Source organism: Allobosea sp. 10N428 (assembly GCF_056394545.1).
Genome location: NZ_JBFTIC010000001.1, coordinates 1,012,790 through 1,036,868 on the forward strand (window position 1 = coordinate 1,012,790; position 24,079 = coordinate 1,036,868).

The 24,079-nt window shown below is 66.6% G+C and carries 21 protein-coding genes; 11 read left to right on the top strand and 10 right to left on the bottom strand.

Annotated features, from left to right (window positions below; translation table 11 throughout):
• Nucleotides 1-125 precede the first annotated feature (125 nt).
• Both AC1DDA_RS04685 and AC1DDA_RS04690 read right to left on the bottom strand, forming a co-directional pair.
• Complete coding sequence (locus AC1DDA_RS04685; RefSeq protein WP_476794831.1) at nt 126-1,538, bottom strand: amidase; 1,413 nt, start codon at nt 1,536-1,538, stop codon at nt 126-128.
• A 166-nt stretch (nt 1,539-1,704) separates the two neighbouring features.
• The gene (locus tag AC1DDA_RS04690) at nt 1,705-2,934 is read right to left on the bottom strand and encodes a M20 family metallo-hydrolase (RefSeq protein WP_476794832.1); all 1,230 of its coding nucleotides are present in this window, start codon (nt 2,932-2,934) and stop codon (nt 1,705-1,707) included.
• Nucleotides 2,935-3,093: 159 nt separating this feature from the next.
• On the opposite strand from AC1DDA_RS04690, the gene AC1DDA_RS04695 reads away from it, so the two are divergent.
• The 4 genes from AC1DDA_RS04695 (at nt 3,094) to mbfA (ending at nt 7,468) form a co-directional block, all read left to right on the top strand.
• Nucleotides 3,094-4,500, top strand: coding sequence for an MATE family efflux transporter (locus tag AC1DDA_RS04695; protein ID WP_476794833.1), 1,407 nt, complete (start codon nt 3,094-3,096; stop codon nt 4,498-4,500).
• 198 nt (nt 4,501-4,698) lie between these two features.
• Nucleotides 4,699-5,460, top strand: a complete 762-nt coding sequence (locus AC1DDA_RS04700) for a L,D-transpeptidase (protein ID WP_441511057.1) — start codon at nt 4,699-4,701, stop codon at nt 5,458-5,460.
• Nucleotides 5,461-5,560: 100 nt separating this feature from the next.
• The gene (locus tag AC1DDA_RS04705) at nt 5,561-6,397 is read left to right on the top strand and encodes a DUF2076 domain-containing protein (protein WP_476794834.1); all 837 of its coding nucleotides are present in this window, start codon (nt 5,561-5,563) and stop codon (nt 6,395-6,397) included.
• Nucleotides 6,398-6,511: 114 nt separating this feature from the next.
• Nucleotides 6,512-7,468, top strand: coding sequence for an iron exporter MbfA (gene mbfA / locus AC1DDA_RS04710; protein WP_476794835.1), 957 nt, complete (start codon nt 6,512-6,514; stop codon nt 7,466-7,468).
• Between the two features lies 1 nt (nt 7,469).
• Here mbfA and AC1DDA_RS04715 read toward each other — a convergent pair whose 3' ends face one another.
• Nucleotides 7,470-8,276: a L,D-transpeptidase gene (locus AC1DDA_RS04715; RefSeq protein WP_476794836.1), complete on the bottom strand. Its 807-nt coding sequence runs from the start codon at nt 8,274-8,276 to the stop codon at nt 7,470-7,472.
• A gap of 166 nt (nt 8,277-8,442) precedes the next feature.
• On the bottom strand, nt 8,443-9,873 hold the full coding sequence (locus tag AC1DDA_RS04720; protein WP_476794837.1) for a lipopolysaccharide biosynthesis protein: 1,431 nt from the start codon (nt 9,871-9,873) through the stop codon (nt 8,443-8,445).
• Nucleotides 9,874-10,023: 150 nt separating this feature from the next.
• Between AC1DDA_RS04720 and AC1DDA_RS04725 the strand changes: the two genes are divergently transcribed.
• Both AC1DDA_RS04725 and AC1DDA_RS04730 read left to right on the top strand, forming a co-directional pair.
• Nucleotides 10,024-10,527: a GNAT family N-acetyltransferase gene (locus AC1DDA_RS04725; protein ID WP_476794838.1), complete on the top strand. Its 504-nt coding sequence runs from the start codon at nt 10,024-10,026 to the stop codon at nt 10,525-10,527.
• The gene (locus AC1DDA_RS04730) at nt 10,524-11,366 is read left to right on the top strand and encodes a DMT family transporter (protein ID WP_476794839.1); all 843 of its coding nucleotides are present in this window, start codon (nt 10,524-10,526) and stop codon (nt 11,364-11,366) included. Before AC1DDA_RS04725 ends, AC1DDA_RS04730 begins: the two co-directional genes overlap by 4 nt.
• Here AC1DDA_RS04730 and AC1DDA_RS04735 read toward each other — a convergent pair.
• Nucleotides 11,353-11,835, bottom strand: a complete 483-nt coding sequence (locus AC1DDA_RS04735) for a PaaI family thioesterase (RefSeq protein ID WP_476794840.1) — start codon at nt 11,833-11,835, stop codon at nt 11,353-11,355. The two genes, AC1DDA_RS04730 and AC1DDA_RS04735, sit on opposite strands and share 14 nt — an antisense overlap.
• A gap of 94 nt (nt 11,836-11,929) precedes the next feature.
• Nucleotides 11,930-12,397: a MarR family winged helix-turn-helix transcriptional regulator gene (locus AC1DDA_RS04740; protein ID WP_476794841.1), complete on the bottom strand. Its 468-nt coding sequence runs from the start codon at nt 12,395-12,397 to the stop codon at nt 11,930-11,932.
• A 228-nt stretch (nt 12,398-12,625) separates the two neighbouring features.
• On the opposite strand from AC1DDA_RS04740, the gene groES reads away from it, so the two are divergent.
• The 5 genes from groES to AC1DDA_RS04765 all read left to right on the top strand — a co-directional run bounded on the left by groES (nt 12,626) and on the right by AC1DDA_RS04765 (nt 19,351).
• A complete protein-coding gene (gene groES / locus AC1DDA_RS04745; protein ID WP_047576256.1) occupies nt 12,626-12,913 on the top strand; it encodes a co-chaperone GroES in 288 nt (95 codons plus the stop codon).
• 54 nt (nt 12,914-12,967) lie between these two features.
• Nucleotides 12,968-14,605: a chaperonin GroEL gene (gene groL, locus AC1DDA_RS04750; RefSeq protein WP_476794842.1), complete on the top strand. Its 1,638-nt coding sequence runs from the start codon at nt 12,968-12,970 to the stop codon at nt 14,603-14,605.
• Nucleotides 14,606-14,823: 218 nt separating this feature from the next.
• Complete coding sequence (phnD, locus tag AC1DDA_RS04755) at nt 14,824-15,738, top strand: phosphate/phosphite/phosphonate ABC transporter substrate-binding protein (protein WP_476794843.1); 915 nt, start codon at nt 14,824-14,826, stop codon at nt 15,736-15,738.
• Nucleotides 15,739-15,913: 175 nt separating this feature from the next.
• Nucleotides 15,914-17,026, top strand: coding sequence for a branched-chain amino acid ABC transporter substrate-binding protein (locus tag AC1DDA_RS04760; protein WP_476794844.1), 1,113 nt, complete (start codon nt 15,914-15,916; stop codon nt 17,024-17,026).
• A 231-nt stretch (nt 17,027-17,257) separates the two neighbouring features.
• On the top strand, nt 17,258-19,351 hold the full coding sequence (locus AC1DDA_RS04765; RefSeq protein WP_476794845.1) for an ABC transporter ATP-binding protein/permease: 2,094 nt from the start codon (nt 17,258-17,260) through the stop codon (nt 19,349-19,351).
• Nucleotides 19,352-19,390: 39 nt separating this feature from the next.
• Here the strand turns inward: AC1DDA_RS04765 and AC1DDA_RS04770 are convergent, their stop codons facing one another.
• From AC1DDA_RS04770 to hisS, 4 genes are all read right to left on the bottom strand, one after another.
• Nucleotides 19,391-19,873 carry an META domain-containing protein gene (locus tag AC1DDA_RS04770; protein WP_441511044.1) on the bottom strand — a complete coding sequence of 161 codons (483 nt, stop codon included), beginning with the start codon at nt 19,871-19,873 and terminating at the stop codon, nt 19,391-19,393.
• Nucleotides 19,874-20,005: 132 nt separating this feature from the next.
• Nucleotides 20,006-20,992, bottom strand: coding sequence for an ATP phosphoribosyltransferase (gene hisG, locus AC1DDA_RS04775; protein WP_441511043.1), 987 nt, complete (start codon nt 20,990-20,992; stop codon nt 20,006-20,008).
• On the bottom strand, nt 20,989-22,101 hold the full coding sequence (locus AC1DDA_RS04780) for an ATP phosphoribosyltransferase regulatory subunit (protein WP_476794846.1): 1,113 nt from the start codon (nt 22,099-22,101) through the stop codon (nt 20,989-20,991). Before AC1DDA_RS04780 ends, hisG begins: the two co-directional genes overlap by 4 nt.
• A gap of 236 nt (nt 22,102-22,337) precedes the next feature.
• Nucleotides 22,338-23,930 (bottom strand): histidine--tRNA ligase, encoded by a 1,593-nt coding sequence (gene hisS / locus AC1DDA_RS04785; RefSeq protein WP_476794847.1) that lies wholly within the window; start codon nt 23,928-23,930, stop codon nt 22,338-22,340.
• Nucleotides 23,931-24,079 lie beyond the last annotated feature (149 nt).

Sequence of the window (24,079 nt, forward strand, 5' to 3'; positions counted from 1 at the left end):
CCGATTAAGGCCGCCGAACGCGTGCACGGTTCGTGCCAGACGGAACTTCAGGGATCAGAGCCGGCATTTCCGGCTCCCGGAGCAGCGTTTCGGCTGTTTTTCAGGGATCGCGAAAAAATTCGCGATTAAATCGGTTTGATGGGCAGGTCGACGCGCGCGAACGGTCTGGCCTGCTCGAAGGCAGCGGCTGCCCGCAGCACGAGCGCGTCCTTCCCGAAGGCTCCGACGATCTGGAGCCCCGCCGGCAGCCCCGCCGCGGTCAGGCCGCAAGGCACCGACACCGCCGGCTGCTCGGTGATGTTGAAGGGGTAGGTGAAAGGCGTCCAGCGCGTCCAGTCCTCGCCATAGGCGCCATGCTCGGGCGTGTTGCGTCCGACAGCGAAGGCCGGCAGCGGCAATGTCGGCGTCAGCAGCAGGTCGTAGCGCTGATGGAACTGCGCCATGCGGTGAGCCAACGCATTGCGCTGGTTTAGCAGCGCATCGACATAAGTCGAAGCCGGGATACGCTCACCGAACTCCGCGACGGCGACGAGGCCGGGGTCCATCTGTGCCCGCCCAGCCGCATCGACACTGCGCAGCGCCAGAGCCGCGCCGGAGGCCCAGATCGTCGTCAGCGTCTCGATCGGATCGGCGAAGCCGGGATCGACCTCCTCCACCGTCGCGCCGAGTTCGGCAAAGACCTGTGCGGCAGCAGCCGTCAGCGCAGCGATCTCGGGATCGACGATGACATCCTGGCCGAGGCGGGGCGACCACGCCACGCGCAGGCCCCTGACGCCGCCCTTCAACCCGTCGACATAATCGGGCGGACGGTCCGTCAGCGCGGTCATGTCGCGCGCGTCGGGGTGGCCGATCACCTTCATCGCCAGCGCAGTGTCAGCCACCGTGCGGGTCAGCGGACCGAGATGCGCGAGGAAGCCCATGGTCGAGATCGGCCAGGCCGGAACGCGGCCATAGCTCGGCTTCAACCCGACGACGCCGGTGAAGGCGGCGGGGATGCGCACCGAGCCTGCCCCGTCCGTGCCGAGATGGATGCAGCCGAGATTGAGCGCGGCGCAGACCGCCGCGCCGGACGACGAGCCGCCGGGGCCCGTGCCCGTGTTCCAGGGATTGCGGGTCATGCCGGAAAGCGGGGAATCGCCGACGCCCTTCCAACCATATTCCGGCATAGTGGTCTTGCCGAGGAAGACCGTGCCGGCCTCGCGCAGCCGCGCCGTCGCGGGCGAATCCTCCGCGAAGGGCGCCTCGGAAGCTACCGCCGAGCCGCGTCGCATCGGCCAGCCGGCAACGCCGAGATTATCCTTGATGGTAACCGGCACGCCGTCGAGCGGGCCGATCGCCTCGCCCTTCAGCCAGCGCGCCTGAGAGGCTTCCGCCATTGCCAGCGTGATGGCCTCGTCGCGGACGACGAAGGCGTTGACCTGCGGCTCGAAGCGCTCGATGCGCGCCAGAGCATCCTTGGCGACGTCGACGGGCGAGAGTTCCTTGCTGGCGTAGAGCGGTCCGAGTTCGGCGGCGGAAAGCGAGGCGATCGTCGTCATCGAAGGTCCTTTTGCAGCCTCATCGAAAATTTGAGCCCTCATCCTGAGGAACCGCGCCAGCGGCGTCTCGAAGGATGCTCCAGATGGTTCCGGAGCCTCGGGGAGCATCCTTCGAGACGGCCGTTCCGGGCCTTCTCAGGATGAGGGCTCATTGGTTCAAGCGCTTTCAGGCGTTGGCGACGCGCCAGGCAGTGCTGAGCAGAATATTGGCACCGGCGACCATATCCTCGTCGGTGCTGAATTCGGCCGGGTTGTGCGAGAGCCCGCCGATCGAGGGGATGAAGACCATCGCCGTCGGGCAGAGCCGCGCCATCATCTGCGCATCATGGCCGGCGCCCGAGATCATCCGCCGGATCGGGAGGCCGAATTCGCCGGCACTGCGCTCGACCTCGGCAATCAGTTCCTCGGCGAAAGGCGTCGCCGGGAAACGCGCGAGGTCGCGGAAGGAAATCTCGATGCCGTCGCGTTCCGCGAGCTCGGCGCAGAAGCGGCGCACCGCCTCCTCCGCCTGGGCCAGCGGCGCGTCGAGCGGGTTGCGCAGATCGAGCGTCATGACGACCGTCTCGGGCACGACATTGACGTTGCCGGGCTGTACGCGAATGACTCCGGAATTGGCGAGCTGGTGCGGGATCGTCTTGGTCAGCTCATTGGCGAAGATGTTGATGCGCGCGGCGGCGAGGCCGGGGTCCTTGCGATAGGCCATCGGCGTCGTGCCGGCATGGCTCGGGCGGCCCTTGAGGGTGAGTTCCAGCCAGCAGATCGCCTGAATGCCGGTGACGGCGCCAAGGCCGCCGCCTTCGTTCTCAAGCACCGGCCCCTGCTCGATATGGAGTTCGACATAGGCATGAGCCGGCAGGAAGCCCGGCCGCTCGGCGCCTTCGTAACCGATGCGCCGCAGCTCGGCGCCGAGACCCACGCCCTCGGAATCGACTTCCCTGTGGGCCGCCTCGACACTCATGCCGCCGGCCCAGACATAGGAGCCGAGCATGTCGGGATGAAAGCGCGCGCCCTCCTCGTTGGTGAAGGCGATCACGGCCATGTCGCGCTTCGGCGTCAGCCCGGCATCGCGCAAAGCCGCGAGAACCTCGACGCCGGCAACGACGCCGAGCGCCCCGTCGAAGCGTCCGCCGGTGCCGACCGTATCGATATGCGAGCCCATGATCACGGCCGGCCCATCCTGCTGGCCTTTCAGAATGCCGACGATATTGCCGATGGCATCGACGCGGACATCGAGGCCGAGCGCGTTCATCTGACCCACCAGCCAGTCGCGGCCCTGCCGGTCCTCATCGGTCAGGGCGAGCCGGCGGCAACCTCCCTCCGGCGTGGCACCGATCGTCGAGAGTTCCGCCAGGCGCGAGGTCAGCCTCGCGGCGTCGATCCTCAGATTGGTGCTCATCGGTTCAGGCCCTCCAGCAATCGGCGAGGCAAGATGCAGACCGCGGCTGAACTTGTCGACCCGCGTCCAGCGCATCGGCTCCGGGCGTGGTCAGCCATGGGTGTGGCTGTTTCGGCGCTGCAATCGGCGGTAGAAGCGGCGCCCCTGGGAAATCACCGCATGTTGCCTGCCGACGTCTCCAAACCGCTTCATCCCTGGCTCGCGGAAGCGCGCGCCATGCTCGCCCTGAGCTGGCCGATGGTGCTCACCAATGTTGCGCAGACGGCGATGACGGCCACGGACGTCGTGATGATGGGCCATCTCGGTCCACGGGCGCTGGCGGCCGGCGCGCTCGGCGGCAACCTCTACACCGCCTTCCTGATCTTCGGCATCGGCGTGATGAGCGCGGTGTCGCCGATGATCGCGATCGAACTCGGCCGCAACAAGCATGCGGTGCGCGATCTGCGCCGCACCGTCCGGCAGGGCTTCTGGGCCGCCGCGACCATGGTGGGGCCGATGTGGGTTGTCCTCTGGCAGGCCGAATTCATCCTCACGGCGATGGGCCAGGACCCCGCTTTGTCGAAGGCGGCGGCGTCCTACATCCACACGCTGCAATGGGGCCTGCTGCCCTTCTTCCTCTATCTGTGCCTGCGCGGCTTCGTTGCCGCTCTGCAGCGGCCGCGCTGGGCCTTCATCGTCGTGCTCTTCGCCGTCGCCTTCAACGCCTTCGCCAACTGGTGCCTGATGTTCGGATATCTCGGCTTCCCGGCGCTCGGCCTGCCGGGCTCGGGGCTTGCGACCGCGCTATCCTCGACGCTGATGTTCGCCGGCCTCGCGCTCGTCGTCTCGCTCGACCGGCACTTCCGCCGGTATCATCTGCTCGGCCGCTTCTGGGTGCCGGACTGGCCGCGCTACCGGACCTATTGGCGGATCGGCTTCCCGATCGGGCTGACGGTCGCCTTCGAGGTCATCATCTTCAACGGCGCCGCCTTCATGATGGGACTGCTCGGCGAAACCCCGCTCGCGGCGCATGCCATCGCGATCCAGATCGCCTCGCTGACCTTCATGGTGCCGCTCGGCATCGGGCAGGCGGGCACGGTCAGGGTCGGTCGCGCCTTCGGCGCCGGTGACGCCGAGGGCATCCGCCGCGCCGGTGCCATGGCGCTGATCCTCGCCCTGAGCTTCATGGCCTCGACCGCGCTCCTCATGGCGCTCGCGCCGCAATGGCTCGTCGCGCCCTTCCTCGACAGCTCGACCCCCGGAGCCGCCGAGGTCACCGGTCTCGCGATGATCTTCCTGTTCTACGCAGCGGTCTTCCAGCTCGCCGACGGGGCTCAGGTCGTGGGCGCCTCGATCCTGCGCGGGCTCGGCGACACGCGCGTGCCCATGATCTTCGCCGGCATCGGCTACTGGGGTATCGGCCTTCCGCTTTCGGCTGCGCTCGGCTTCCTGACGCCCCTCGCCGGGCGCGGCATCTGGATAGGTCTGGTGGTCGGGCTCGCCGTCGTCTCAGCCATGATGCTTGCGCGATGGTGGGGCCGCGAGCGGCTGGGCCTGCTCAAATGGGGGCTGCGGCAGGCGGTCTAGCCGGCTCTGCAGGAAATCGGGCGGGCGCCCGCGCTGTTGCCGATCGGCAACAGAGTTGCTCGGCCACAATTTGGACACTTCCTGTTCACCCCACGGCCACGCCGAACGCCTTGAACGGAAGCCTGCAACGGCGCATGGAACCGCGGCGCCGTCCCACCGTTGACTTCCGCCCCGCACGTAACGCCGAGTTTGCCGTCGATGTCCCCCGCCCGCCCGTCTGCCTCTCCCCTCGCCCGCCCGACACGCCGCGCCTTCGCCGCCCTGACGCCGCTCTTCCTCGCCGCCTGCGTGGGCCAGCGCCAGCAGCCTTACGAGGTTGCTCCCAGGGGCCCGCAGGTCAGCCCCGAATACCTGTCGATGTATGGCGAGCGGCCGGACGAGCTGCACCCGCTGCCGGCAACGGACCTCACCGAGGTCGATCCGCGCTTCCTGCGCCGCATCGTCTCCTATCCGACCCGCGAGCAGCCCGGCACCATCGTCGTCGATACCGACAATCGTTTCCTCTATCTCGTCCAGGAGGGTGGCAAGGCGATCCGCTACGGCATCGGCGTCGGCAAGCAAGGCATGTCCTGGCGCGGCCGCGCAACCATCGCGCGCAAGGCGCAGTGGCCGCGCTGGACGCCCACCCCGGCGATGATCGCCCGCGAGCCGGAGCGCAACCGCCCCTGGGCGGCCGGCATGGCTGGCGGTCTCGAGAACCCGCTCGGCGCGCGCGCCCTCTATCTTTACCAGGGCAACCGCGACACGATGTATCGCATCCACGGCACGTCCGAGCCGTGGTCGATCGGCAAGTCCGTCTCCTCGGGCTGCATCCGCCTGTTCAACCAGGACATCATCGACCTCTATAGCCGCGTGCCGACCGGAACGTCGGTCCTGGTGCTCAACCGCGGCACGCTGCAGCCGGGCTCCGAGGTCGACGAGATGCCGCCCCCGGACGACGATCTCGATGGCAGCATCTGATCCGCGGCAGCTTGCCGCGGCCACGGCCTTGATACTGTCACAGGCCGGTCCCACCTCTTCAACGCGGCGCAACCGCGCCGCGTAACGAGAGGAGATGACGATGACGCCGCAAGAACGCGACGTGATCGCCGGGATTTTCGACCGCCTCAGGCAGGCGGCCAACCAGCCCCGCGACCCCGAGGCTGAGAACTTCATCGCAGAACGCCTGCGCGACCAGCCCTATGCGCCCTATGCCATGGCTCAGGCTGTCTATGTGCAGGAGCAGGCGCTCGCCAATCTGCACCAGCAGGTCGAAGCCCTGCAGGCGCAGCTGCGCGACGCCGAGAAGCGAGCGAGCGAGGCTGCGGCCCAACCGGCTGCCGGCGGCTTCCTGTCCGGCATCTTCGGTGGCGGCAGCGTGCCGCGCACCGGGTCGGTACCATCCGTGACGCCGCGAGCCGATGCGCCGGCCCCCTCCGGCGCCTGGAACACGCAGCCGCAGGGCCAGCCTATGCAGGCCGCTCCGATGCAAGCCGCTCCACAAACCGCCGCGCCGATGCAGCCCGGCCCATGGAGCAATCAGCCGCAGCAGGCGCCCGGCCGCGGTGGCGGCTTCATGGCGAGCGCACTGAGCACGGCGGCGGGCGTCGCGGGCGGCGTCGTCCTCGGCAACGTCCTTGCCAACGCCTTCAGTGGCGCGGGCGGGGCTGCGAAGGCCGCAACCCCGGCGGCCGCAGCCGATACGAACGCCAATCCCGGCGCCAATACGCAGCAGGCGGCCTATGATCAGGGCGCCTCGGATCAGGCGGCCTATGATCGCGGCTCGTCCGACCAGGCGGCGCAGGATCGCTCGGATCACGGCCAGGGCTATGACGGCGAGGCCGACACCCAGCAGGCCAACTACAATGACGACGACGATCCCGGCTTCGATTCCGGCGACGACGACAGCTGGGTCTGACCTCAGAGTCTCCGCAACGCCCGCCCAAAAGGCGGGCGTTCTTTTTTGGGGCGAGCCCTTCCCTTTGTAATCCAGATCTCGTAGATTGGAATTATTCTAATCTACGAGTCTCCCATGAAACGCGTCACCGATCTCAGCGAGGCCGAAATCCTCGCCCTCGCCATTTCGAACGAGGAGGAGGATGCCCGCATCTATCTCTCCTTCGCCCAGCGCCTGCGTGCCAACTATCCGCATTCGGCCGGGATGTTCGAGGAGATGGCGGCCGAGGAGCACGGCCACCGCCATAGTCTGCTTGCCCTTTATGAGAGCCGTTTCGGCAAGGAGCTGCCGCTCATCACACGACAGGACGTCAAGGGCTTCCTCAAGCGCAACCCGGTTTGGCTGCACGAAGACCTGCAGCTGGACGCGGCACGCCGGCATGCCGCCTTGATGGAGCTCGAAGCGAGCCGCTTCTATGCGAGCGCAGCCGAGCGCGCCGTGGACACCGGCACCCGGAAGCTTCTCGCCGACCTTGCCGAGGCGGAACGCGTACATGAGAGCCTCGCCGAGCGGCTCGGCGAAGAACTCAAGACCTCGGGCGCAGCGGATGAGGAAGAGGAGACGCGCAAGCGGCTGTTCGTGCTCCAGATCGTCCAGCCGGCACTCGCCGGGCTGATCGACGGCTCGGTCTCGACGCTGGCGCCGATTTTCGCCGCGGCTTTCGCGACCCATGATTCCTGGAACGCCTTCGTCGTCGGCCTCGCGGCCTCGATCGGCGCCGGCATCAGCATGGGCCTGACCGAGGCGCTCTCCGACGACGGCGTGGTCACCGGGCGAGGCCACCCCTGGGTGCGCGGCGGCGCCTGCGGCATCGCGACGACGATCGGCGGGCTCGGGCACACCCTGCCCTATCTCATCCCCGATTTCTGGCTGGCGACCGCCATCGCCGGCGTGATCGTCGCCTGCGAGCTCGTGGTGATCGCCTGGGTGCGCTGGCGCTACATGGATACGCCGTTCGGCTCCGCGATCGTGCAGATCATCCTCGGCGGCCTGCTCGTGCTGGCCGTCGGCATCGCGATCGGCAGTTCCTAACTCAGATCACCAGGACCTTGGCGCCGACGCGCACGCGCTCATAGAGGTCCTGGACGTCGTCATTGGTCATGCGGATGCAGCCCGAAGAAACGGCCTGCCCGATCGTGTTCGGCTCGTTGGTGCCGTGGATGCGGTAAAGCGACGAGCCGAGATACATGGCGCGCGCACCCATCGGATTCTCCGGCCCGCCGGCCATGAAGCGCGGCAGATCGGGGCGGCGCTTGAGCATTTCCGCCGGCGGCGTCCAGCTCGGCCATTCCGCCTTGCGCGAGACCGTCTTCATCCCGGCCCAGGAGAAGCCGGGGCGGCCGACGCCGATGCCATAGCGCAGGGCACGGCCACCCGGCTGCACCAGGAAGAGGAAGCGCTGCGGCGTGTCGATGATGATGGTGCCGGGCTTGTGCGGCCCGTCATAGGCGACTTCCTGCTTGCGGAAGCGCGGATCGACGAGTTGCTGGATGCCCTGCTGCGGCTCGACCGGCTGGCCGAGCGCCGCCACACGGCGACCGGCCTCCGGCTGGCGCGCGGCCTCGAAGGGATCGGCCTCGTAGCCGGGGGCAGATCGAGCGTTCTGGCCGTAGGCGTACTGACCACCGGGACGGTTATAGACGGCACCGCCGCGGCCATAGGGCGTCGGGTCACGGCCCGTCATCAGCATCTCGATGAAGCCGCCGCCGTAATTCGCGCGGCCGTGCGCAGCTGCCATCGGATCACGGGGGGCGGCATAGCCATAACCCTGCGCCATGGCTGCGCTGGTGGTGAGGGTGCCGGCAGCGACCAGCAACGGAAGGACAATCGTTCGACGCATGACGCAAGACTCTCGACATCGGCTGCCGAAAACCTGCGGAATGGCCTGAAAGGAATGGTGAATCGCGGAGTTCCAGCGCGCAAATCACGCCGAAACCCAGCCAATTCGCGGAATTAACCTTAGCGGGGCATCAAGCCGCAGGGTGAAGGAAGTGTTGCAGCACGGGTCAGCGCTTTAACCCTTTTCGGGCGAGCCAGCGCAGCTTCAGGCCACTGCGCCAGCGGCCGACATCGCAGGCGAGGATCACCGCGGCATAGGCCAACCCACCGAAGCCGATCTGGAGCGGCAGCTCCGCCAGAGCCGGCAGGCGGTTCTGCAGCGGCCAGACCACGAGAACCATCACGGCAGCGGCGAGGACGACACAGCCGAGATCGCGCAGCGGCGGCCAGGACGGCAAGCTGCGCAAGGCCACGATTCCCGTCACCGCAAAGGCCGTCACGAAGGCGGCGCTTTGCGCAATCGCGATCGTTCCCGGTCCGGGGGCGCCCGGCATTGCGAAGATCGCGGCAAGATTGACCGACAATCCGGCCAGGGCCGCGAAGGTGGCGACAAGAGTGCGCCTTGCCAGCAGGAAGACCGGGTAGATCGCCGCCTGGAACAGCGCGATGGCGGCGAAGCCGGGCAGCAGCAGGGCCATGTAGTAGGCGAAGTGACCTCGGAAGCTGGCCGGCACCACGAGGCGTTCGAAGGCCGGCAGCGTCAGCCAGAAGCCGAGCGCAACGGGCAGCACGACGGCAAGCACGCCCACCATGTTGCGCGCGATGCGCTTCTGGGCGGCAGGGCGGCCGCGCGTCTCGTCGAGGCGGATGACCTCACGCAGCAGCAGGATCTCCAGCATCGAGGCCAGCACCGGAAACAGCCTGAGGCCGATGTCGGAGGCGAGCGAGAAATAGCCAGCTTCGGCAAAGCCAAAACGCTCCGCCAGAATGGCGCGATTGAGCAGCGGGATCAGTGAATAGACGGCGTTTCCGGCCACCAGCGGGAGTGCGTAGCGGGCGAAGCTGCGGGCAAGATCGGCGCGTGCGGTGGCAAGAACCGGCCCCGCATCCGCCAGCCTGCGGCGCACTGCGAGCACCGAGACGATGGTGCTGGCCAGTCCTCCCAGCAGGACGGCCACCGGATCGCGCAGCCACCATGCCGCCCCGACCATCAGCGCGAGAGCAAAGCTGCTCCTGACGAGGACGAGCCGGGCATAGGCAGCGTCGAGGAAGCGCGAGCGGGCGATGGCACCGTGATAGTCGAACCAGCCGGCGCCGACGCCGCCGGCAACGGCCACAGCGAGCAGGGTCATCGGCAGGCCCGTGTCGATGCCGGCGAGCAGCGCCGCCGCCAGGAGCGCGCAAAGGGAAAGGCCGATGCCGGCGAAGAGCAGATCGAGCGTCGCGCGGATGCCGGGGTCGCTTTCGCAGCTCTGCGCGGAATAGAAGCGGACGACCGAGAGCTTCAGCCAGTCGAGCAGCGCCGTGTTGATGAGCACGACGATCGCGGCGCCGATGGCATAAAGGCCGAACGCCTCGGGCCCCAGGAACAGGGCGACGAGCAACCCGAGGACGAAGTTCAGCCCGGCATTGACGATGAAGGGCAGAAGAACGGTCATGTCGTCTCGGTCGCGGCGCCCGTGCGGCAAGGGTCTTTTGACACCGGCAAGCGCAGGAAACCTGCCATGGTCCCTAACAGCCTCTAGGCCATCGGATCGAAAAGTGGAATCGGGTTTCTCGGAACAATCCGATGCTCTAAGTCAATCGCCATGACCGCCTTGCTACCGCCGATCCGCGACGCCCGCGATTCTGATTCCGAGCCGCTCGCTAGGCTCATCGCCGCGAGCTTCGCCGAATATCCGAATTGCCATTTCGAATGGTCCGAGTTTCCCGAACTGCGTCGCCCGGCCAGCCACTTCGCAGCCAAAGGCGGAAAACTCTGGATCGCGGATGCACCCCATGGCGGCATCGCCGGCTCGCTCGGCGTCACGCCGCTGCCGGAGCAGAACGCAATCGAGATCACCAAGGTCTATGCCGATCCGGCCTTTCGCGGTTCGGGCCTGGCGCAGGCGCTCTTCGGCGAGGCGCTGCGCTTCGCCGAGGCCGGCAGCTTCAGCGAGATGATGCTATGGTCCGACAGCCGCTTCGCGCGTGGCCACCGCTTCTACGAAAAGCTCGGTTTCGTGCGCTGGCCGGGCGAGCGCTATCTGGCTGACGTCTCCGCGAGCTGGGAGTACCATTTCCGCAAGCCGCTTGCCGCGCCGCCGGCATGACCTTGTCCATCGCCCTGCGCGCTGCGCTCGGCATCGCCCTGCTCACCGCCATGGATGCGGTGATCAAGGGCCAGATGCAGCAGCATCCTTTCATCGTCGCGCTGTTCATGCGCTTCCTGATGGGCGGCCTCTGCGCGCTCGCCGTGCTCGTGATTGCGCGCCCGGCCCGCCCGACCCGGGACAGCATCATCGGCAATGTCGTGCGCGTCCCGCTCGTCGTGCTGACGGCTGGCAGCTTCTTCTATTCGGTCTCGGTGCTGCCGCTCGCCGAAGCACTGACGCTGTCGTTCCTTGCCCCTGTTTTCGTCGCGGTCCTCGGCGGCCTGCTCCTCAAGGAGACGATCGACCGGCGCGTGCTGCAGGCGCTCGCCTTCGGCCTCGCCGGCATGCTGGTCATGGTCTGGCCGCGGTTGCAGGGCCATGTCAGCGGCGCCAGCCTCGGCGTCGCCACGGCGCTGTTCTCGGCGGTGAGCTACGCCTTCAACCTGATCCTGCTGCGGCGCATCGCGGTCCGGGAGCACCCCACGGTCATCGTCGCCTTCCAGAATATCGGGCCGGCGCTGTGCCTCGCCGTCCCGGCATTCCTCGCCTTCGTGCCGATGACATTGGCGGATCTTGCGATCTATCTCTTCGCCGGTGCGCTGGGCGTCGCGGGCCATCTCACGCTTACCTCGGCCTATGCCAAAGCTGCCGCGTCCCGGCTGGCGGCCATCGAATATACCGCTCTGATCTGGGCGAGCCTGCTCGGCTTCTTCCTCTTCGGCGAGGTGCCGCTCTACACGACCTATCTCGGTGCGCTGCTGATCGTGGCCGGCGCCGGCGCGGTCAGCCGGCGCTAGCTTTCGCCGGAAACACCATGCAGGTTTCGGTGCCGTGCGCGAGCAACTTGCCGCGCTCGTCGCGCAGATTGCCTTCCGTCGTGATGACGGAACCGCCACGATGGATCAGCTTGCCTTCGCAGCGCACCGTGCCGGAATCCGGCATCACCGGCCGGACATAGTTCAGCTTCATCTCGAGCGTGGTGTAACCCTCGCCCGGCTTGAGCGTGGAATGGGCGGCGCAGGCCATGGCGGAATCGAGGATCGTCGCGGTCCAGCCGCCATGGATCGTACCGAGCGGGTTGAAGAAGCGCGGGGACGGCCTGCCGACAAAGACGACGCGCCCTTCATCCGCCTCCACCAGATCGAAATCCATGGTCCCGGCGAAGGGCGGGGCCGGGTGCGTGCCATCGATGATGCCGCGCAGGAAGCTCAGGCCATCGCCCGCGACCAGCACCTCGCGGGATACCACTCCGAACGTTCGATCCATGACCACCCCTTATCCGTGTATCTGCACGATAGAGAAAGCACAGTGAATGCGTCAACAGAACCAAGGGGAATCGTGCGGAAGGAGCCTCGATATCTCAACGCGGATCGCGCGCGGCGCGGCGCAGCGCCTTCAGCCCGTCGCGGGTCTCGCGCCAGCGCTCCTCCCCGAAGCCGCCCTCGATCTTGTCCTGCGCTGCCCGCCAGAAGGGGATGGCAGCCTCGATCGCCGCCCTGCCCTTCGGCGTCACCGCGTAGACCGCGGCGCGGCCGCGGCACTCGACCGGCTCGACCATGCCCTCGGCGGCAAGGAGCTGGAGATTGCGGGTCAGCGACGTCCGCTCCAGGGCAAAGCGCTCGGCCAGCTCGGTGATCGACTTCCAATGTCCGGTGCTCAGCGCCGAGAGCAGCACGAACTGGGTGATCTTCAACCCGCTCGGCCGCATTGCCTCGTCATAAGCACGGGTGACGGCGCGGGCCGTCATCCGGACATGCAGCGCCACGCAGGATCGGGCGATATCGTCGAGGCGCGGATCGGGCGCGGGCGCGGGCGTGAGTGTCGTCATTCAGCCATCTTAGCGTGTTCTAGCGCGTGCGGCAGCTGGAAGGCGAAGGGCTGCGATGCCGCATCCGGCGACGTTCACTTTGTTGTCGCAGGCTTCCTTGACTCTCCGGGACCCCAAGCCTATCTCCCCGCCATCTGTTAGCACTCTCATTCGCTGACTGCTAGCAGCCTCCCCCGGGTGTCCATCAGCGGCGCCCGAACCGAATAAGACCGAGAGGAAGACAGAACCATGAAGTTCCGTCCGTTGCATGACCGCGTCGTGGTCCGCCGCCTTGACAGCGAAGAGAAGACCAAGGGCGGCATCATCATCCCCGAGACCGCCAAGGAAAAGCCCCAGGAGGGCGAGGTCATCGCCGTCGGCTCCGGCGCGCGTGACGAGGCCGGCAAGCTCGTTGCCCTCGACGTCAAGAAGGGCGACCGCGTCCTGTTCGGCAAGTGGTCGGGCACCGAGGTCAAGATCGATGGTCAGGACCTCCTGATCATGAAGGAATCCGACATCATGGGCGTCGTCGGCTGATAGCCGCCTGACTGCTTTCCTACCTTTTCATTTTCAGTCCAAGGAGTAGCTCTCATGGCTGCCAAAGACGTCAAATTCGGCACGGAAGCCCGCGACAAGATGCTGCGCGGCGTGGATGTCCTCGCCAATGCCGTGAAGGTCACGCTGGGTCCGAAGGGCCGCAACGTCGTGATCGAGAAGTCGTTCGGCGCTCCGCGCATCACCAAGGACGGCGTCACCGTCGCCAAGGAGATCGAGCTTTCCGACAAGTTCGAGAACATGGGCGCCCAGATGGTCCGCGAAGTCGCTTCGCGCCAGAACGACCATGCCGGCGACGGCACCACCACCGCCACCGTTCTCGCCCAGGCGATCGTCCGTGAAGGCGCCAAGTCGGTTGCGGCCGGCATGAACCCGATGGACCTGAAGCGCGGCATCGACCTCGCTGTCGAGGCGATCGTTTCGGACCTCAAGAAGAACTCGAAGAAGGTCACCTCGAACGCGGAAGTCGCGCAGGTCGGCACCATCTCTGCCAACGGCGACTCGTCGGTCGGCGAGATGATCTCGAAGGCCATGCAGAAGGTCGGCAACGAGGGTGTCATCACCGTCGAGGAAGCCAAGACCGCCGAGACCGAGCTCGACGTCGTCGAGGGCATGCAGTTCGACCGCGGCTACCTCTCGCCGTACTTCATCACCAACTCCGAGAAGATGGTCGCCGAGCTCGACGACCCCTACATCCTCGTCTTCGAGAAGAAGCTCTCGTCGCTCCAGGCGATGCTGCCGATCCTCGAGGCCGTCGTTCAGACCGGCAAGCCGCTCCTCATCATCGCCGAGGACGTCGAGGGCGAGGCTCTGGCCACGCTCGTCGTCAACAAGCTCCGTGGCGGCCTGAAGGTCGCGGCCGTCAAGGCTCCGGGCTTCGGTGATCGCCGCAAGGCCATGCTTGAGGACATCTCGATCCTGACCGCCGGCCAGATGATCTCGGAAGACCTCGGCATCAAGCTCGAGACCGTGACGCTCAACATGCTCGGCCGCGCCAAGCGCGTGCGCATCGAGAAGGAGAACACCACGATCATCGACGGCGCCGGCAAGAAGAAGGACATCGAGGCTCGCGTCGGCCAGATCAAGGCCCAGATCGAGGAGACCTCCTCGGACTACGATCGTGAGAAGCTCCAGGAGCGTCTGGCCAAGCTCGCCGGCGGCGTCGCGGTCATCCGCGTCGGCGGCGCGACCGAGGTCGAGGTCAAGGAGAAGAAGGACCGCGTCGACGATGCTCTGAACGCGACCCGCGCTGCGGTCGAAGAAGGCATTCTCCCCGGCGGTGGCGTTGCGCTCCTGCGCGCCCTGTCCTCGGTCAAGGGCATCAAGACCCAGAACGACGACCAGAAGACCGGCGTCGAGATCGTCCGCAAGGCGATCGCCGCTCCGGCCCGCCAGATCGTCGACAACGCCGGCGATGACGGCGCGGTCGTGATCGGCAAGCTGCTCGAGTCGAAGGACTACTCCTACGGCTACAACGCGCAGACCGGCGAGTACGGCGATTTGGTCAAGGCTGGCATCATCGACCCGACCAAGGTCGTGCGCACGGCGATCCAGGACGCGGCTTCGATCGCGGGCCTGCTGATCACCACCGAGGCGATGGTCGCCGACCTGCCGAAGAAGGACGCCCCGATGCCCCCGATGGGCGGCGGCGGCATGGGCGGCATGGACTTCTGAGGAAGTCCAGGCGCTCAAGCGCTTTGAATGCCGAAACCGGGCACGCCCGGTTTCGGTGGCGGCATGGACTTCTGATCCACCGCTCCCGGCGAGACTACAGAAGGCCCGGCGCAAGCCGGGCCTTCTGCGTTTCACGGCGCCGTCATCCGCCCGCCATCCAGCCGTCGCCTCATGCATGCACCCAAGCGCGGTCAATTCATTCGCCGCTGGGAAGCATCATGCCGACACGCCGCTCAGTCCTCGCCGGCCTTGCCGCCACGAGCGCCGTCCCTGCTTTCGCGCAGGCGCCGGACTGGCGACAGAGCATTAAGGAGGTGCGCTTCGGCGTCTCTTCCGCCGAGAACGAAGCCGGTGCTATCGCCCGCACCCAGCCGATGGTCGACTACCTGTCGCAGCGTCTCGGCGTGCCCGTGCGGTTCTTCCGAGTTTCGGACTATGCCGGTCTTGTCGAGGCGATGCGGGCCGATCAGGTCGACTTCGCCCGGTTCGGGCCCGCGGTATACGCGCTCGGGCGCCGCGTGCTGGGCGACAAGCTCCAGCCGCTGCTGCGCGATGTCGATAACCACGGGCAGGAGGGGTACTATTCGGTGCTGCTGGTCCGCGCGGAGAGCCCCTACCAGAACCTTGTCGATCTCAAGGGCAAGGTCATGGCCTTCGCCGATCCGAACTCGACCTCCGGATACGCCTTCCCCGCCTATTTTCTGCGCAAGCAAGGTTTCGACCCGAAAGCTCATTTCAGCGGCACGGTTTTTTCCGGCGGGCACGACAACTCCGTATTGGCGCTGGTGCGGGGCCAGTTCGACGTCGTCGCGACCTATCAGGTCAATACCGAGTCCGGCGTCGCCCAGCGCCTCGCCCAACGCGGCATGATCCCGGCCGGCTCGACCCGCGTGCTCTGGACCTCGCCACTGATCCCCTCCAGCCCGTTTTCGACGCGCGCCAACCTGCCGCAGGGTCTCAAGGACGACTTCGTCGCCGCCATGAACGCGATGAAAGAGAGCGCCCCCGAAGCCTGGAAAACGTTCACCGACGGCCATGTCTCGCGCTATGCGCCCGCGCGCCATGAAGATTATCTTGACGTCATCGCCGTCACCGAAGAGCTGGAGGCTCAGCGCAAGGCGCGGAGCGGCTGAGGCCTTTCCGAGCCACCCGCAAGCTCCCCAAGCGCGCCATGGCATTGCCATGCGTTTGTCGCCGTGCCTGATGAAAATGCGGGCAGTGTCCCTCGGGTCGCCCCTGGCCTATACAGGCGATAAGCGATCCCCGGCGGGATCGCGCGCATAAATTGCATGTCGTAGGGAGATGCAGATGAAAAAGTCCCACTTCCTCTCCGGCGTCGCGCTGGCCGCTACGCTGTTCCTCTCGGCCCAGGCCGCCCAGGCCGACATCACGATCGGCCTCATCGCGCCGCTGACCGGCCCTGTCGCCGCCTATGGCGATCAGGTGAAGAACGGTGCCCAGACCGCCGTCGACGTCATCAACAAGAATGGTGGCGTGCTCGGCGAGAAGCTCGTGCTGAAGCTCGCCGACGATGCCGGCGATCCCAAGCAGGGCGTCTCATCCGCCAACCTCCTCGTCGGCGAGAAGGTCAAGTTCGTGGTGGGTCCGGTGACCTCGGGCGTCGCCATGGCGGTTTCCGACGTGCTCTCCGAAAGCGGCGTGCTGATGGTGACGCCGACCGCAACCTCGCCGGCCCTGACCACGCGCGGCCTGACCAATGTCTTCCGGACCTGTGGCCGTGACGACCAGCAGGCGGAGATCGCCGCCGCCTATGTCCTGAAGAACCTGAAGGACAAGAAGATCGCGATCGTTCACGACAAGGGCACTTACGGAAAGGGCCTCGCCGACGCCTTCCAGCAGGGCATCAATGCCGGCGGGCTCAAGGAAGTCGTCGCGCTGACCGTCAACCCCGGCGACAAGGATCTCTCGGCCGTCGTGACGCGCCTCAAGGCCGCCAATGTCGATCTGATCTATTTCGGTGGCTACCACCCCGAGGGTGGCCTGCTCTCGCGCCAGCTCGCCGATGCCGGCGTCAAGGCCACGATCATCGGCGGCGAGGGTCTCTCCAACACGGAGTTCGCGGCGATCGGCGGCGATCACGCCACGGGCACGCTCTTCACCAACGCCACCGACGCGCTGAAGAACCCGGACTCAGCCGAGGCGGTCGCCGCGCTGAAGGAGAAGGGCATTCCGCCGGAAGCCTTCACGCTCAACGCCTATGCCGCGGTCGAGGTGCTCAAGGCCGCCATCGAGAAGGCCGGCAAGCCGGGCGACGCAAGCGGCGCCGCCAAGGCCCTGCAGGCGGGCACGCCCGTCAAGACCGCCATCGGCACGCTGACCTACGGCAAGACCGGCGACCTGAGTTCGCCGAGCTTCTCGATGTACAAGTGGGACGCTGGCAAGATCGTCGCCGCCCAGTGATGCTTGCAGCTAGCGGGCCGCTGTTCCGCTGGATTTTGCCTTCCGCCCCGGACGAGCCAAGCTCGTTCCGGGGCGTTTTGCTTGATGGCGCGGCGGCCTGTCTCAGCCTCGCCGCCGCCTCTCCACCAGATGACAATTTGCTCATTCGGGCGCATCGCCATTGAAAGGCCCCATCCGCTGCGACATGGTCCGAATCGTGGAGCCCACTGTTTCCCGCCAGGATCCCTGCCCATGCGTCTGTTGAGCATCCTCGTCGCCGTGTTGGCGGCTGTCACCCTGGTCGTCGGCCAGCAGGCCGGCTCGGCCGGGCTGATCGGCATGGGCGTCGTCGGCCTGCTTCTGGCAGCGGTAACCTTCCGCTCGCCGAGCCTGCCGTTCTTCCTGCGCATCTTCTCTGGCGTCTTCGCGATCGAATATGTGTTGTTCGGCGCGGCGGCGGTGCTGGCACAGATCGATTGGTGGCCCCCGGCGCTGCAGATTCCGCCGGTACCGTCCAGCCTGCCGACGACCGTGGGCGTCTTCGGCATCCTGATCTACGCGATCTCCTTCGTGCCGGTGATCGCGCGCATCGCGCGGATCGCCTCGCCCTATTTCGAGTCGCAGGCGATCACCACGGCCAATCTCTGGCCGATCGGGCCGTTCCGGATCCGGCTCGGGATGCTTGCCGTCTCGCTATTCGTCTTTCTGATCGTGCTGAACCAGGTCCAGGTCGGCATCACGCTGCGCCTCTCCTTCTTCAACCGCGACATGTACGACGCGCTGCAGAACAAGGACGCGGCGGCATTCTGGTATCAGCTCTTCTACGTCTTCTGCGTCTGGGCCCTGCTCTGGGTTATCTCGAATCTCATCGAGCTCTTCGCCAACTACACCATCCTGATCCGCTGGCGGCAGTTCATGGCGAACGAGTACACGCGGCGCTGGCTCGATCACGCGACGCATTACCGGATCGCGCTGGCCGGCAGCGTCGACAATCCCGACCAGCGTATCGCCGAGGACACCCGCGCCTTCGTCAACCAGACCTATAATTTCGCGCTGCCCCTGCTCTCGCAGGTTTCGACGCTGGTCTCGTTCTCGATCATCCTCTGGAACATCCCGGTCGCCTTCAGCCTGCCGGGCACCTCAATCGCCGTTCCCGGCTACATCTTCTGGGTCGCGTTCTTCTATGCCGCGGCGGCAACCTGGCTGACGCATCTGATCGGGCGCCCGCTGATCCGGCTCGAGTTCGAGCAGGAGAAGCGCGAGGCGAATTTCCGCTTCTCCCTGGCCCGTCTGCGCGAGTATTCCGAGCAGATCGCGCTGATGGTCGGCGAGCCGACGGAGCGCGCGCATCTCGCCCAGCGCTTCTACGACATCGTCGAGAACTTCTACCGGCTGGTCTGGCGCCGGCTGAAGCTGACGAGCTTCACCCTGTCCTACAACCAGCTCAGCGTCGTGCTGCCCTACATCATCCTTGCCCCCTACTACTTCGCGGGCACGATCACGCTCGGCATCATGATGCAGGTGGCCGGCGCCTTCGACCGGGTGCAGACCGCGCTCTCCTTCATCATCAACAGCTACTCCTCGATCGCTTCCTACCTCGCCTCGATCAACCGTCTGACCTCGTTCGAGACAGCGATCGCCGACGCGCAGCACGGGCCGATCAGCGAGGAAGCGCTCAGCCGCGAGACTTCGCGCGACAAGGGCCTCCACATCCGCAACGCGACGCTGCTGCTGCCGAACGGCAAGCCGATCGTGAAGCTCGGCGCGCTCGATTTCGGCAAGGCGCGCTCGACCCTGCTGATCGGCCCGTCCGGCTCGGGCAAGTCGACGCTGTTCCGCGCCATTGCCGGCATCTGGCCCTTCGGCGACGGCAAGGTCGGGATTCCGCCCGACGCGCAGATCATGCTGCTGCCGCAGCGCCCTTATCTGCCGCAGGGCTCGCTGCGAGCCGCGCTGGCCTATCCCGCCAAGGAAGGCGCATATGACGACGCCGCGATCCGCGCCGCGATGGAGAAGGTCAAGCTCGGCCATCTCGCCGATAAGCTCGACGAAATCGATCTCTGGGGGCAGCGGCTTTCCGGCGGTGAGCAGCAGCGGCTGGCCGTCGCGCGGGCGCTGCTGAGCAAGCCGGACTGGCTCTTTCTCGACGAGGCCACCGCCTCGCTCGATGAGAAGCTGGAGGGCGAGATCTACGCCACGATCGACCGGGAGCTCCCGCAGACCCGTATCGTCTCGATCGGCCACCGGACGACGCTGCGCTCCATGCACGACGTCATCGTCACCATGGAACCCAACGCAGACGACACCTTCACCCCCACACCGATGGAAAAAACGCCGGCTGCCTGAGGCAGCCGGCGCCGAAACAGCCGGTCGAAACTGAAGCGATCAGAGCGAGCGGCTGAGGGTCAACTCGCCGGCCGCGCCCTTGATGACGAGGCGGCCATTGACGATGTCCCAGTTGCGCGCTGCGCGCAGGGCGGTGAGGAAGGTGCGTTCGAACTCGAGCAGCCCCTTGTCGCAATCGCGCTTGGTGAGGGCGATCGGCCCCACCGCGATCCCCTGCTGGCGCAGAGGGTAGGCCGAGGCCGAAAAGGTGTTACAGCCGCCGAAACCTGTGCCGCGCAGGTTCTTGTCGATGATCAGCGTCGCCCGGCGATCATAGACGGGCTTGCCATTCAGCTGGACGACGCTCCAGCTCGCGCCGACCGGAAAGGTCTTCTCCTGCTGGGCCTGCGGAATCTCGGTCTGCCCGCCGAGCTCCGTGCGGGACGGCATCTGCTGGCGGCGCTGCGCCATGGCCTCGTCCGGCATCAGCATCGGCACGGCCAGGCCAGCAAGAACGGCCGCAAGGCCAAGGCGTCGGATCATGATCGTCTTACCTGCATTCACTCGCACGGCCGCGCGGCCGGCCGCCAAACCGGTTAACGCCTAGAGGCCAATTGGTTCAGGATCAAGGCTGAACCGCGACGGATACCGTCATTCCGTCGCAGAAAAGCGGCTTCAGATCCGGCCGTTGAGTCGTTCCAGCAGGCGGTTCGACCGGCGGAAGACGTAAGCCAGGGCGGAGACGGTCACATCGTCGGCACCGAGACCGTCGAGATGATCGACCAGCGCGAAGACGGCCTTGTCCGGGCAATGCAGCGTCAGCGGCGCACCGGCCGCCGGCGCACCGAACGGCAGGCGGGCGCCGAAACGCTCCCCGAGAACCGCCAGTACCTCCGGAGACAGATCGAGACGCGCGCGGACCTCGCGGATCGTGCGCCCCTCTTCCTCCGCCGCGATGCGCGAGAGGATGGTCTTCGCCGCTGCCTTGGCACGCTCGCCCCAGGGCGCGCGCATCGAGGCAACGAGATTGGCCTCCGAGGCCAGCATCACGCCGTCGTCCAGCACCTTCAGCGCGTTGGCAGCAAGCGTCGCCCCGGTCGTGGTAATGTCGACGACGATCTCGGCCGTGCCGGCGGCGGGCGCGCCTTCGGTCGCGCCGAGGCTCTCGACGATACGGTAATCGGCGAGGCCGTGCTCAGCGAAGAAGCGGCGGGTCAGATGCACATATTTGGTGGCAACGCGCAGCTTGCGGCCATGGCGGGCGCGCATATGCGAAGCGACGTCTTCGAGATCGGCCATGCTGCGCACGTCGATCCAGGCCTGCGGCACCGCGACGACGACATTGGCGTGGCCGAAACCGAGCGGCGTCAGCATCTCGACCGCGGCGTCGGCATCGGACAACTGCTCACGGACGAGATCCTCGCCAGTGATGCCGAGATGGGCGGCGCCCGAAGCAAGCTGCGAGACGATCTCGGAGGCCGAGAGGAACGCGACCTCGGCGCCATCAACCCCGGCGATCGTGCCGCGATAGCCGCGCTCGCCGCTGGCCTTGACGAATTTCAGCCCGGCGCGGCCGAAGAAGGCGGTCGCGTTCTCCTGCAGGCGGCCCTTCGAGGGCACGGCGAGGACGAGGGGGGCATCATTGCCGGATGGCTGGCTCATGCCGCGTCTCCCGTCAGCCGGTCGAGCCAGAGCGAGGCGCCGACGGCCGGGATCGGCCGGCCCGCACCGAGACGGCCGAGGAGGTTGTCGTAGCGGCCGCCGCCGGCGACCGGCTTGCCGTCACCGCGAGTGGTGTCGTGCAGCTCGAAGATGAAGCCGGTGTAGTAGTCGAGATTGCGGGCAAAGCCGGCCGAGAAGCGGATCGTGCCGACATCGACGCCGCGCGCGGCGAGGAAGCCGGTGCGTTCGTCGAAGGCATCGAGCTGGCGGCCGAGATCGAGCGAGGCCTGATCGGCCAGCGCCCGCAGCGCGGCGGAAGCGGTGTCGGGATCGCCGGAGACGGCGAGCACCTGCGCGAGCAGCGCCTTGACGTCGCCATTGACCGGATTCTCGCGCTCGGCGGCGCGGGCCAGGAAACGTTCCGCGATATCGCCAGCGGTGCGGCCGCCGACGGTCGAGATGCCAGCGATCGACAGCACATCCTCGACGAAGGCGCGCGCGGCCTTGGGGTCCTGTCCTTCAAGCGCCTTGAGCAGGCCGGCATGGGCGGCATCGCCCTCGGCGGTTGGCGGATCGAGTGCCTCGACGGCCTCCGTGCCCCTGCCCTGCACGATGGCGCGCACGAGGCGGCGTCGCGCGCCCTGCGGCACCGAAAGTCGGTCAAGCAACGCGCCGAGCAGCGCGACATCGCCCATGGCGATGCGGGGCGCCTTCAACCCGAGAACGGCGGTCGCCTCGATGGTGACAGCCATGATCTCGGCGTCAGCGGCAGTGARATCGCCACGACCGAAGGATTCGATGCCCGCCTGCTGGAACTCGCCCGGCTCACTGGCACGCATGCGGAAGACCGGGCCGGCATAGGCATAGGCCGCCGGCTCGGTCGAGCCCGAGGCGATGTGATCGAGCGCGACGGGGATGGTGTATTCGGGGCGCAGGCACCAGTCGCGGCCGTCGGCATCCTGCGTCATGAAGATGCGGCGGCGGATATCCTCGCCCGAAAGATCGAGGAAGACGTCGGCGGGCTGGAGGATCGCGGGCTCGGCATGGACATAGCCCTCGCCTGCGAAGAGCGCGATCACGGTCTCAATGCTGGCGCGGCTTGCGGACACGGCTTCCTATCCTGTTGCGAGCGCCGTCCTAGCAGCGGTGCGACGAATTTTCGAGGGATTTGAGGGAAATGGGTGAACGGAGTTTGGCGGGTGGGGAGCCGAGACGCGATCCTCCCTTCTCCCGAATGGGAGAAGGTGGCGCGGAGCGCCGGATGAGGGAAGGCCAGAAATTCAGCTTGCGCCGTCCTGCCCTCATCCCTGCCCTTCTCCCACACGGGAGAAGGGTTCCCCGCGCCTCACGAATGTCGCGCCAGTACCTTTTTCACGCCCTCGACGAGCTCCGCCACCGGCACGGCGAACTGCGCCTCGGCCTGCTTCGCCTTGTGCTCGGCGGAATCCTTGACGTCGCGGCTGGCGGCAGCGAGCTCGGCGCCGAGGATCAGGTCCTTGATGACGACGGTGCCGGCCTCGCGCTCCGAAGAGCCCTGAATGACCGCGCAGACGGCGCCCCGCCGGTCGGCATATTTCATCTGAGCGTTGAAGCCGGAGGCGCCGAGATAGAGGTCCGCCCGCAGCAGCGGCTTGCCGTCCGCGTCTTTGGCCTGGCGGAGCGCCGAGACCATCGCCTGATAGCCGGGCATGAACTCCGGCGACTTGTTGTCCATCGCGGTGACGACGACGAGCGCGAGTTCGTTCTTGCTGTCGACGATGGGGGACTTCACCGCCTTCAGCGCCGAATAGAGCCTGGAGACGCCGATAGAAAAGCCGGTCGCCGGCACCGGCTCGGGCCGGAAGCGTCCGACGAGGCCATCATAGCGCCCGCCCCCTGCCACCGAACCGAAACGCACGACCTGTCCGTCGTCATTGGTGACCGGGAAGGTCAGCTCCACCTCGTAGACCGGGCCGGTGTAGTATTCGAGGCCGCGGACGACGGATGAGTCGATACTAATTCTGTCTTCGCCGTACCCCGCCGCCCTACATAAGCGAGAAATCTCTTCAAGCTCGTCAACACCAGACAGCCCCCTCGGAGAACCCTCCAGGCGATCCCGCATCCAGTTCAGCTCTCCACCTGCTTCCTTCCACGTCGCAGACGGAGAGAACTCGAACAGCTCCTTTTTCCCAGCGTTGACGCGCGTACCAACATTCAGCAGATCCAACACTATCAAGGCTTGCTCATCACTGAGCCCCGCGCCCTTCGTGAAATCCCCGCTCTCGTCCTTGCGCCCCTCGCCGAGCAGGAGCCGCACACCTTCCGGCCCGAACTTATCGAGCTTGTCGATAGCGCGTAGCACCGTCAGACGGCGCCCGGCATTCTCCTCACCACCCAGCCCGATGGCTTCCATCACGCCGTCGAGCACCTTGCGGTTGTTGACCTTCACGACATAGTCGCCGCGCTTGATGCCGAGCTTCTCCATGGTGTCGGCGGCGAGCATGCAGATCTCGGCGTCGCCCGCGACGGTGCCCGAGCCGACGATATCGGCGTCGAACTGCATGAACTGGCGGAAACGGCCCGGCCCCGGCTTCTCGTTGCGGAAGACGTAGCCGACACGATAGCTGCGATAGGGCTTCGGCAGCGCGTCGAAATTCTCGGCGACATAGCGCGCGAGCGGCGCGGTCAGGTCGTAGCGCAGCGAGAGCCACTGCTCGTCATCGTCCTGGAAGGAAAAGACGCCCTCGTTCGGGCGGTCCTGATCGGGCAGGAATTTTCCGAGCGCATCGGTGTACTCGACGAAGGGCGTCTCGACCGGATCGAAGCCATAGACCGAAAAGCTCTCGCGGATGACGGAAAGCATGCGCTCGGTGGCGGCGACATCGGCCGGGCCACGATCGACGAAGCCGCGCGGCTGGCGGGCCTTCAGCTTGGCAGGGGCGGATTTGTCGGCGGACATGGGCGTTCGAACTCGAATTGGGCCAAATAACCCAGATATGCGTTGGGCAACACAGATGTGGGTTGATGGCGGGTTAGACCGTACGAGCGCGAGGGGCAAGGGTTCGAGCGTCGATAGCTCACTCCGTCATGGTCGGGCTTGTCCCGACC

Excerpts from the sequence above, each read along its gene's own strand:
- AC1DDA_RS04720 (WP_476794837.1), bottom strand. The coding sequence starts at position 9,873 with ATGACCGTTCTTCTGCCCTTCATCGTCAATGCCGGGCTGAACTTCGTC.
- AC1DDA_RS04700 (WP_441511057.1), top strand. The coding sequence starts at position 4,699 with ATGTCCCCCGCCCGCCCGTCTGCCTCTCCCCTCGCCCGCCCGACACGC.
- AC1DDA_RS04695 (WP_476794833.1), top strand. The coding sequence starts at position 3,094 with ATGTTGCCTGCCGACGTCTCCAAACCGCTTCATCCCTGGCTCGCGGAA.
- AC1DDA_RS04705 (WP_476794834.1), top strand. The coding sequence starts at position 5,561 with ATGACGCCGCAAGAACGCGACGTGATCGCCGGGATTTTCGACCGCCTC.
- AC1DDA_RS04725 (WP_476794838.1), top strand. The coding sequence starts at position 10,024 with ATGACCGCCTTGCTACCGCCGATCCGCGACGCCCGCGATTCTGATTCC.
- AC1DDA_RS04760 (WP_476794844.1), top strand. The coding sequence starts at position 15,914 with ATGAAAAAGTCCCACTTCCTCTCCGGCGTCGCGCTGGCCGCTACGCTG.
- AC1DDA_RS04685 (WP_476794831.1), bottom strand. The coding sequence starts at position 1,538 with ATGACGACGATCGCCTCGCTTTCCGCCGCCGAACTCGGACCGCTCTAC.
- hisS (WP_476794847.1), bottom strand. The coding sequence starts at position 23,930 with ATGTCCGCCGACAAATCCGCCCCTGCCAAGCTGAAGGCCCGCCAGCCG.
- phnD (WP_476794843.1), top strand. The coding sequence starts at position 14,824 with ATGCCGACACGCCGCTCAGTCCTCGCCGGCCTTGCCGCCACGAGCGCC.
- AC1DDA_RS04735 (WP_476794840.1), bottom strand. The coding sequence starts at position 11,835 with ATGGATCGAACGTTCGGAGTGGTATCCCGCGAGGTGCTGGTCGCGGGC.
- mbfA (WP_476794835.1), top strand. The coding sequence starts at position 6,512 with ATGAAACGCGTCACCGATCTCAGCGAGGCCGAAATCCTCGCCCTCGCC.
- AC1DDA_RS04765 (WP_476794845.1), top strand. The coding sequence starts at position 17,258 with ATGCGTCTGTTGAGCATCCTCGTCGCCGTGTTGGCGGCTGTCACCCTG.
- AC1DDA_RS04690 (WP_476794832.1), bottom strand. The coding sequence starts at position 2,934 with ATGAGCACCAATCTGAGGATCGACGCCGCGAGGCTGACCTCGCGCCTG.
- AC1DDA_RS04715 (WP_476794836.1), bottom strand. The coding sequence starts at position 8,276 with ATGCGTCGAACGATTGTCCTTCCGTTGCTGGTCGCTGCCGGCACCCTC.
- AC1DDA_RS04740 (WP_476794841.1), bottom strand. The coding sequence starts at position 12,397 with ATGACGACACTCACGCCCGCGCCCGCGCCCGATCCGCGCCTCGACGAT.
- groES (WP_047576256.1), top strand. The coding sequence starts at position 12,626 with ATGAAGTTCCGTCCGTTGCATGACCGCGTCGTGGTCCGCCGCCTTGAC.
- hisG (WP_441511043.1), bottom strand. The coding sequence starts at position 20,992 with ATGAGCCAGCCATCCGGCAATGATGCCCCCCTCGTCCTCGCCGTGCCC.
- groL (WP_476794842.1), top strand. The coding sequence starts at position 12,968 with ATGGCTGCCAAAGACGTCAAATTCGGCACGGAAGCCCGCGACAAGATG.
- AC1DDA_RS04770 (WP_441511044.1), bottom strand. The coding sequence starts at position 19,873 with ATGATCCGACGCCTTGGCCTTGCGGCCGTTCTTGCTGGCCTGGCCGTG.
- AC1DDA_RS04730 (WP_476794839.1), top strand. The coding sequence starts at position 10,524 with ATGACCTTGTCCATCGCCCTGCGCGCTGCGCTCGGCATCGCCCTGCTC.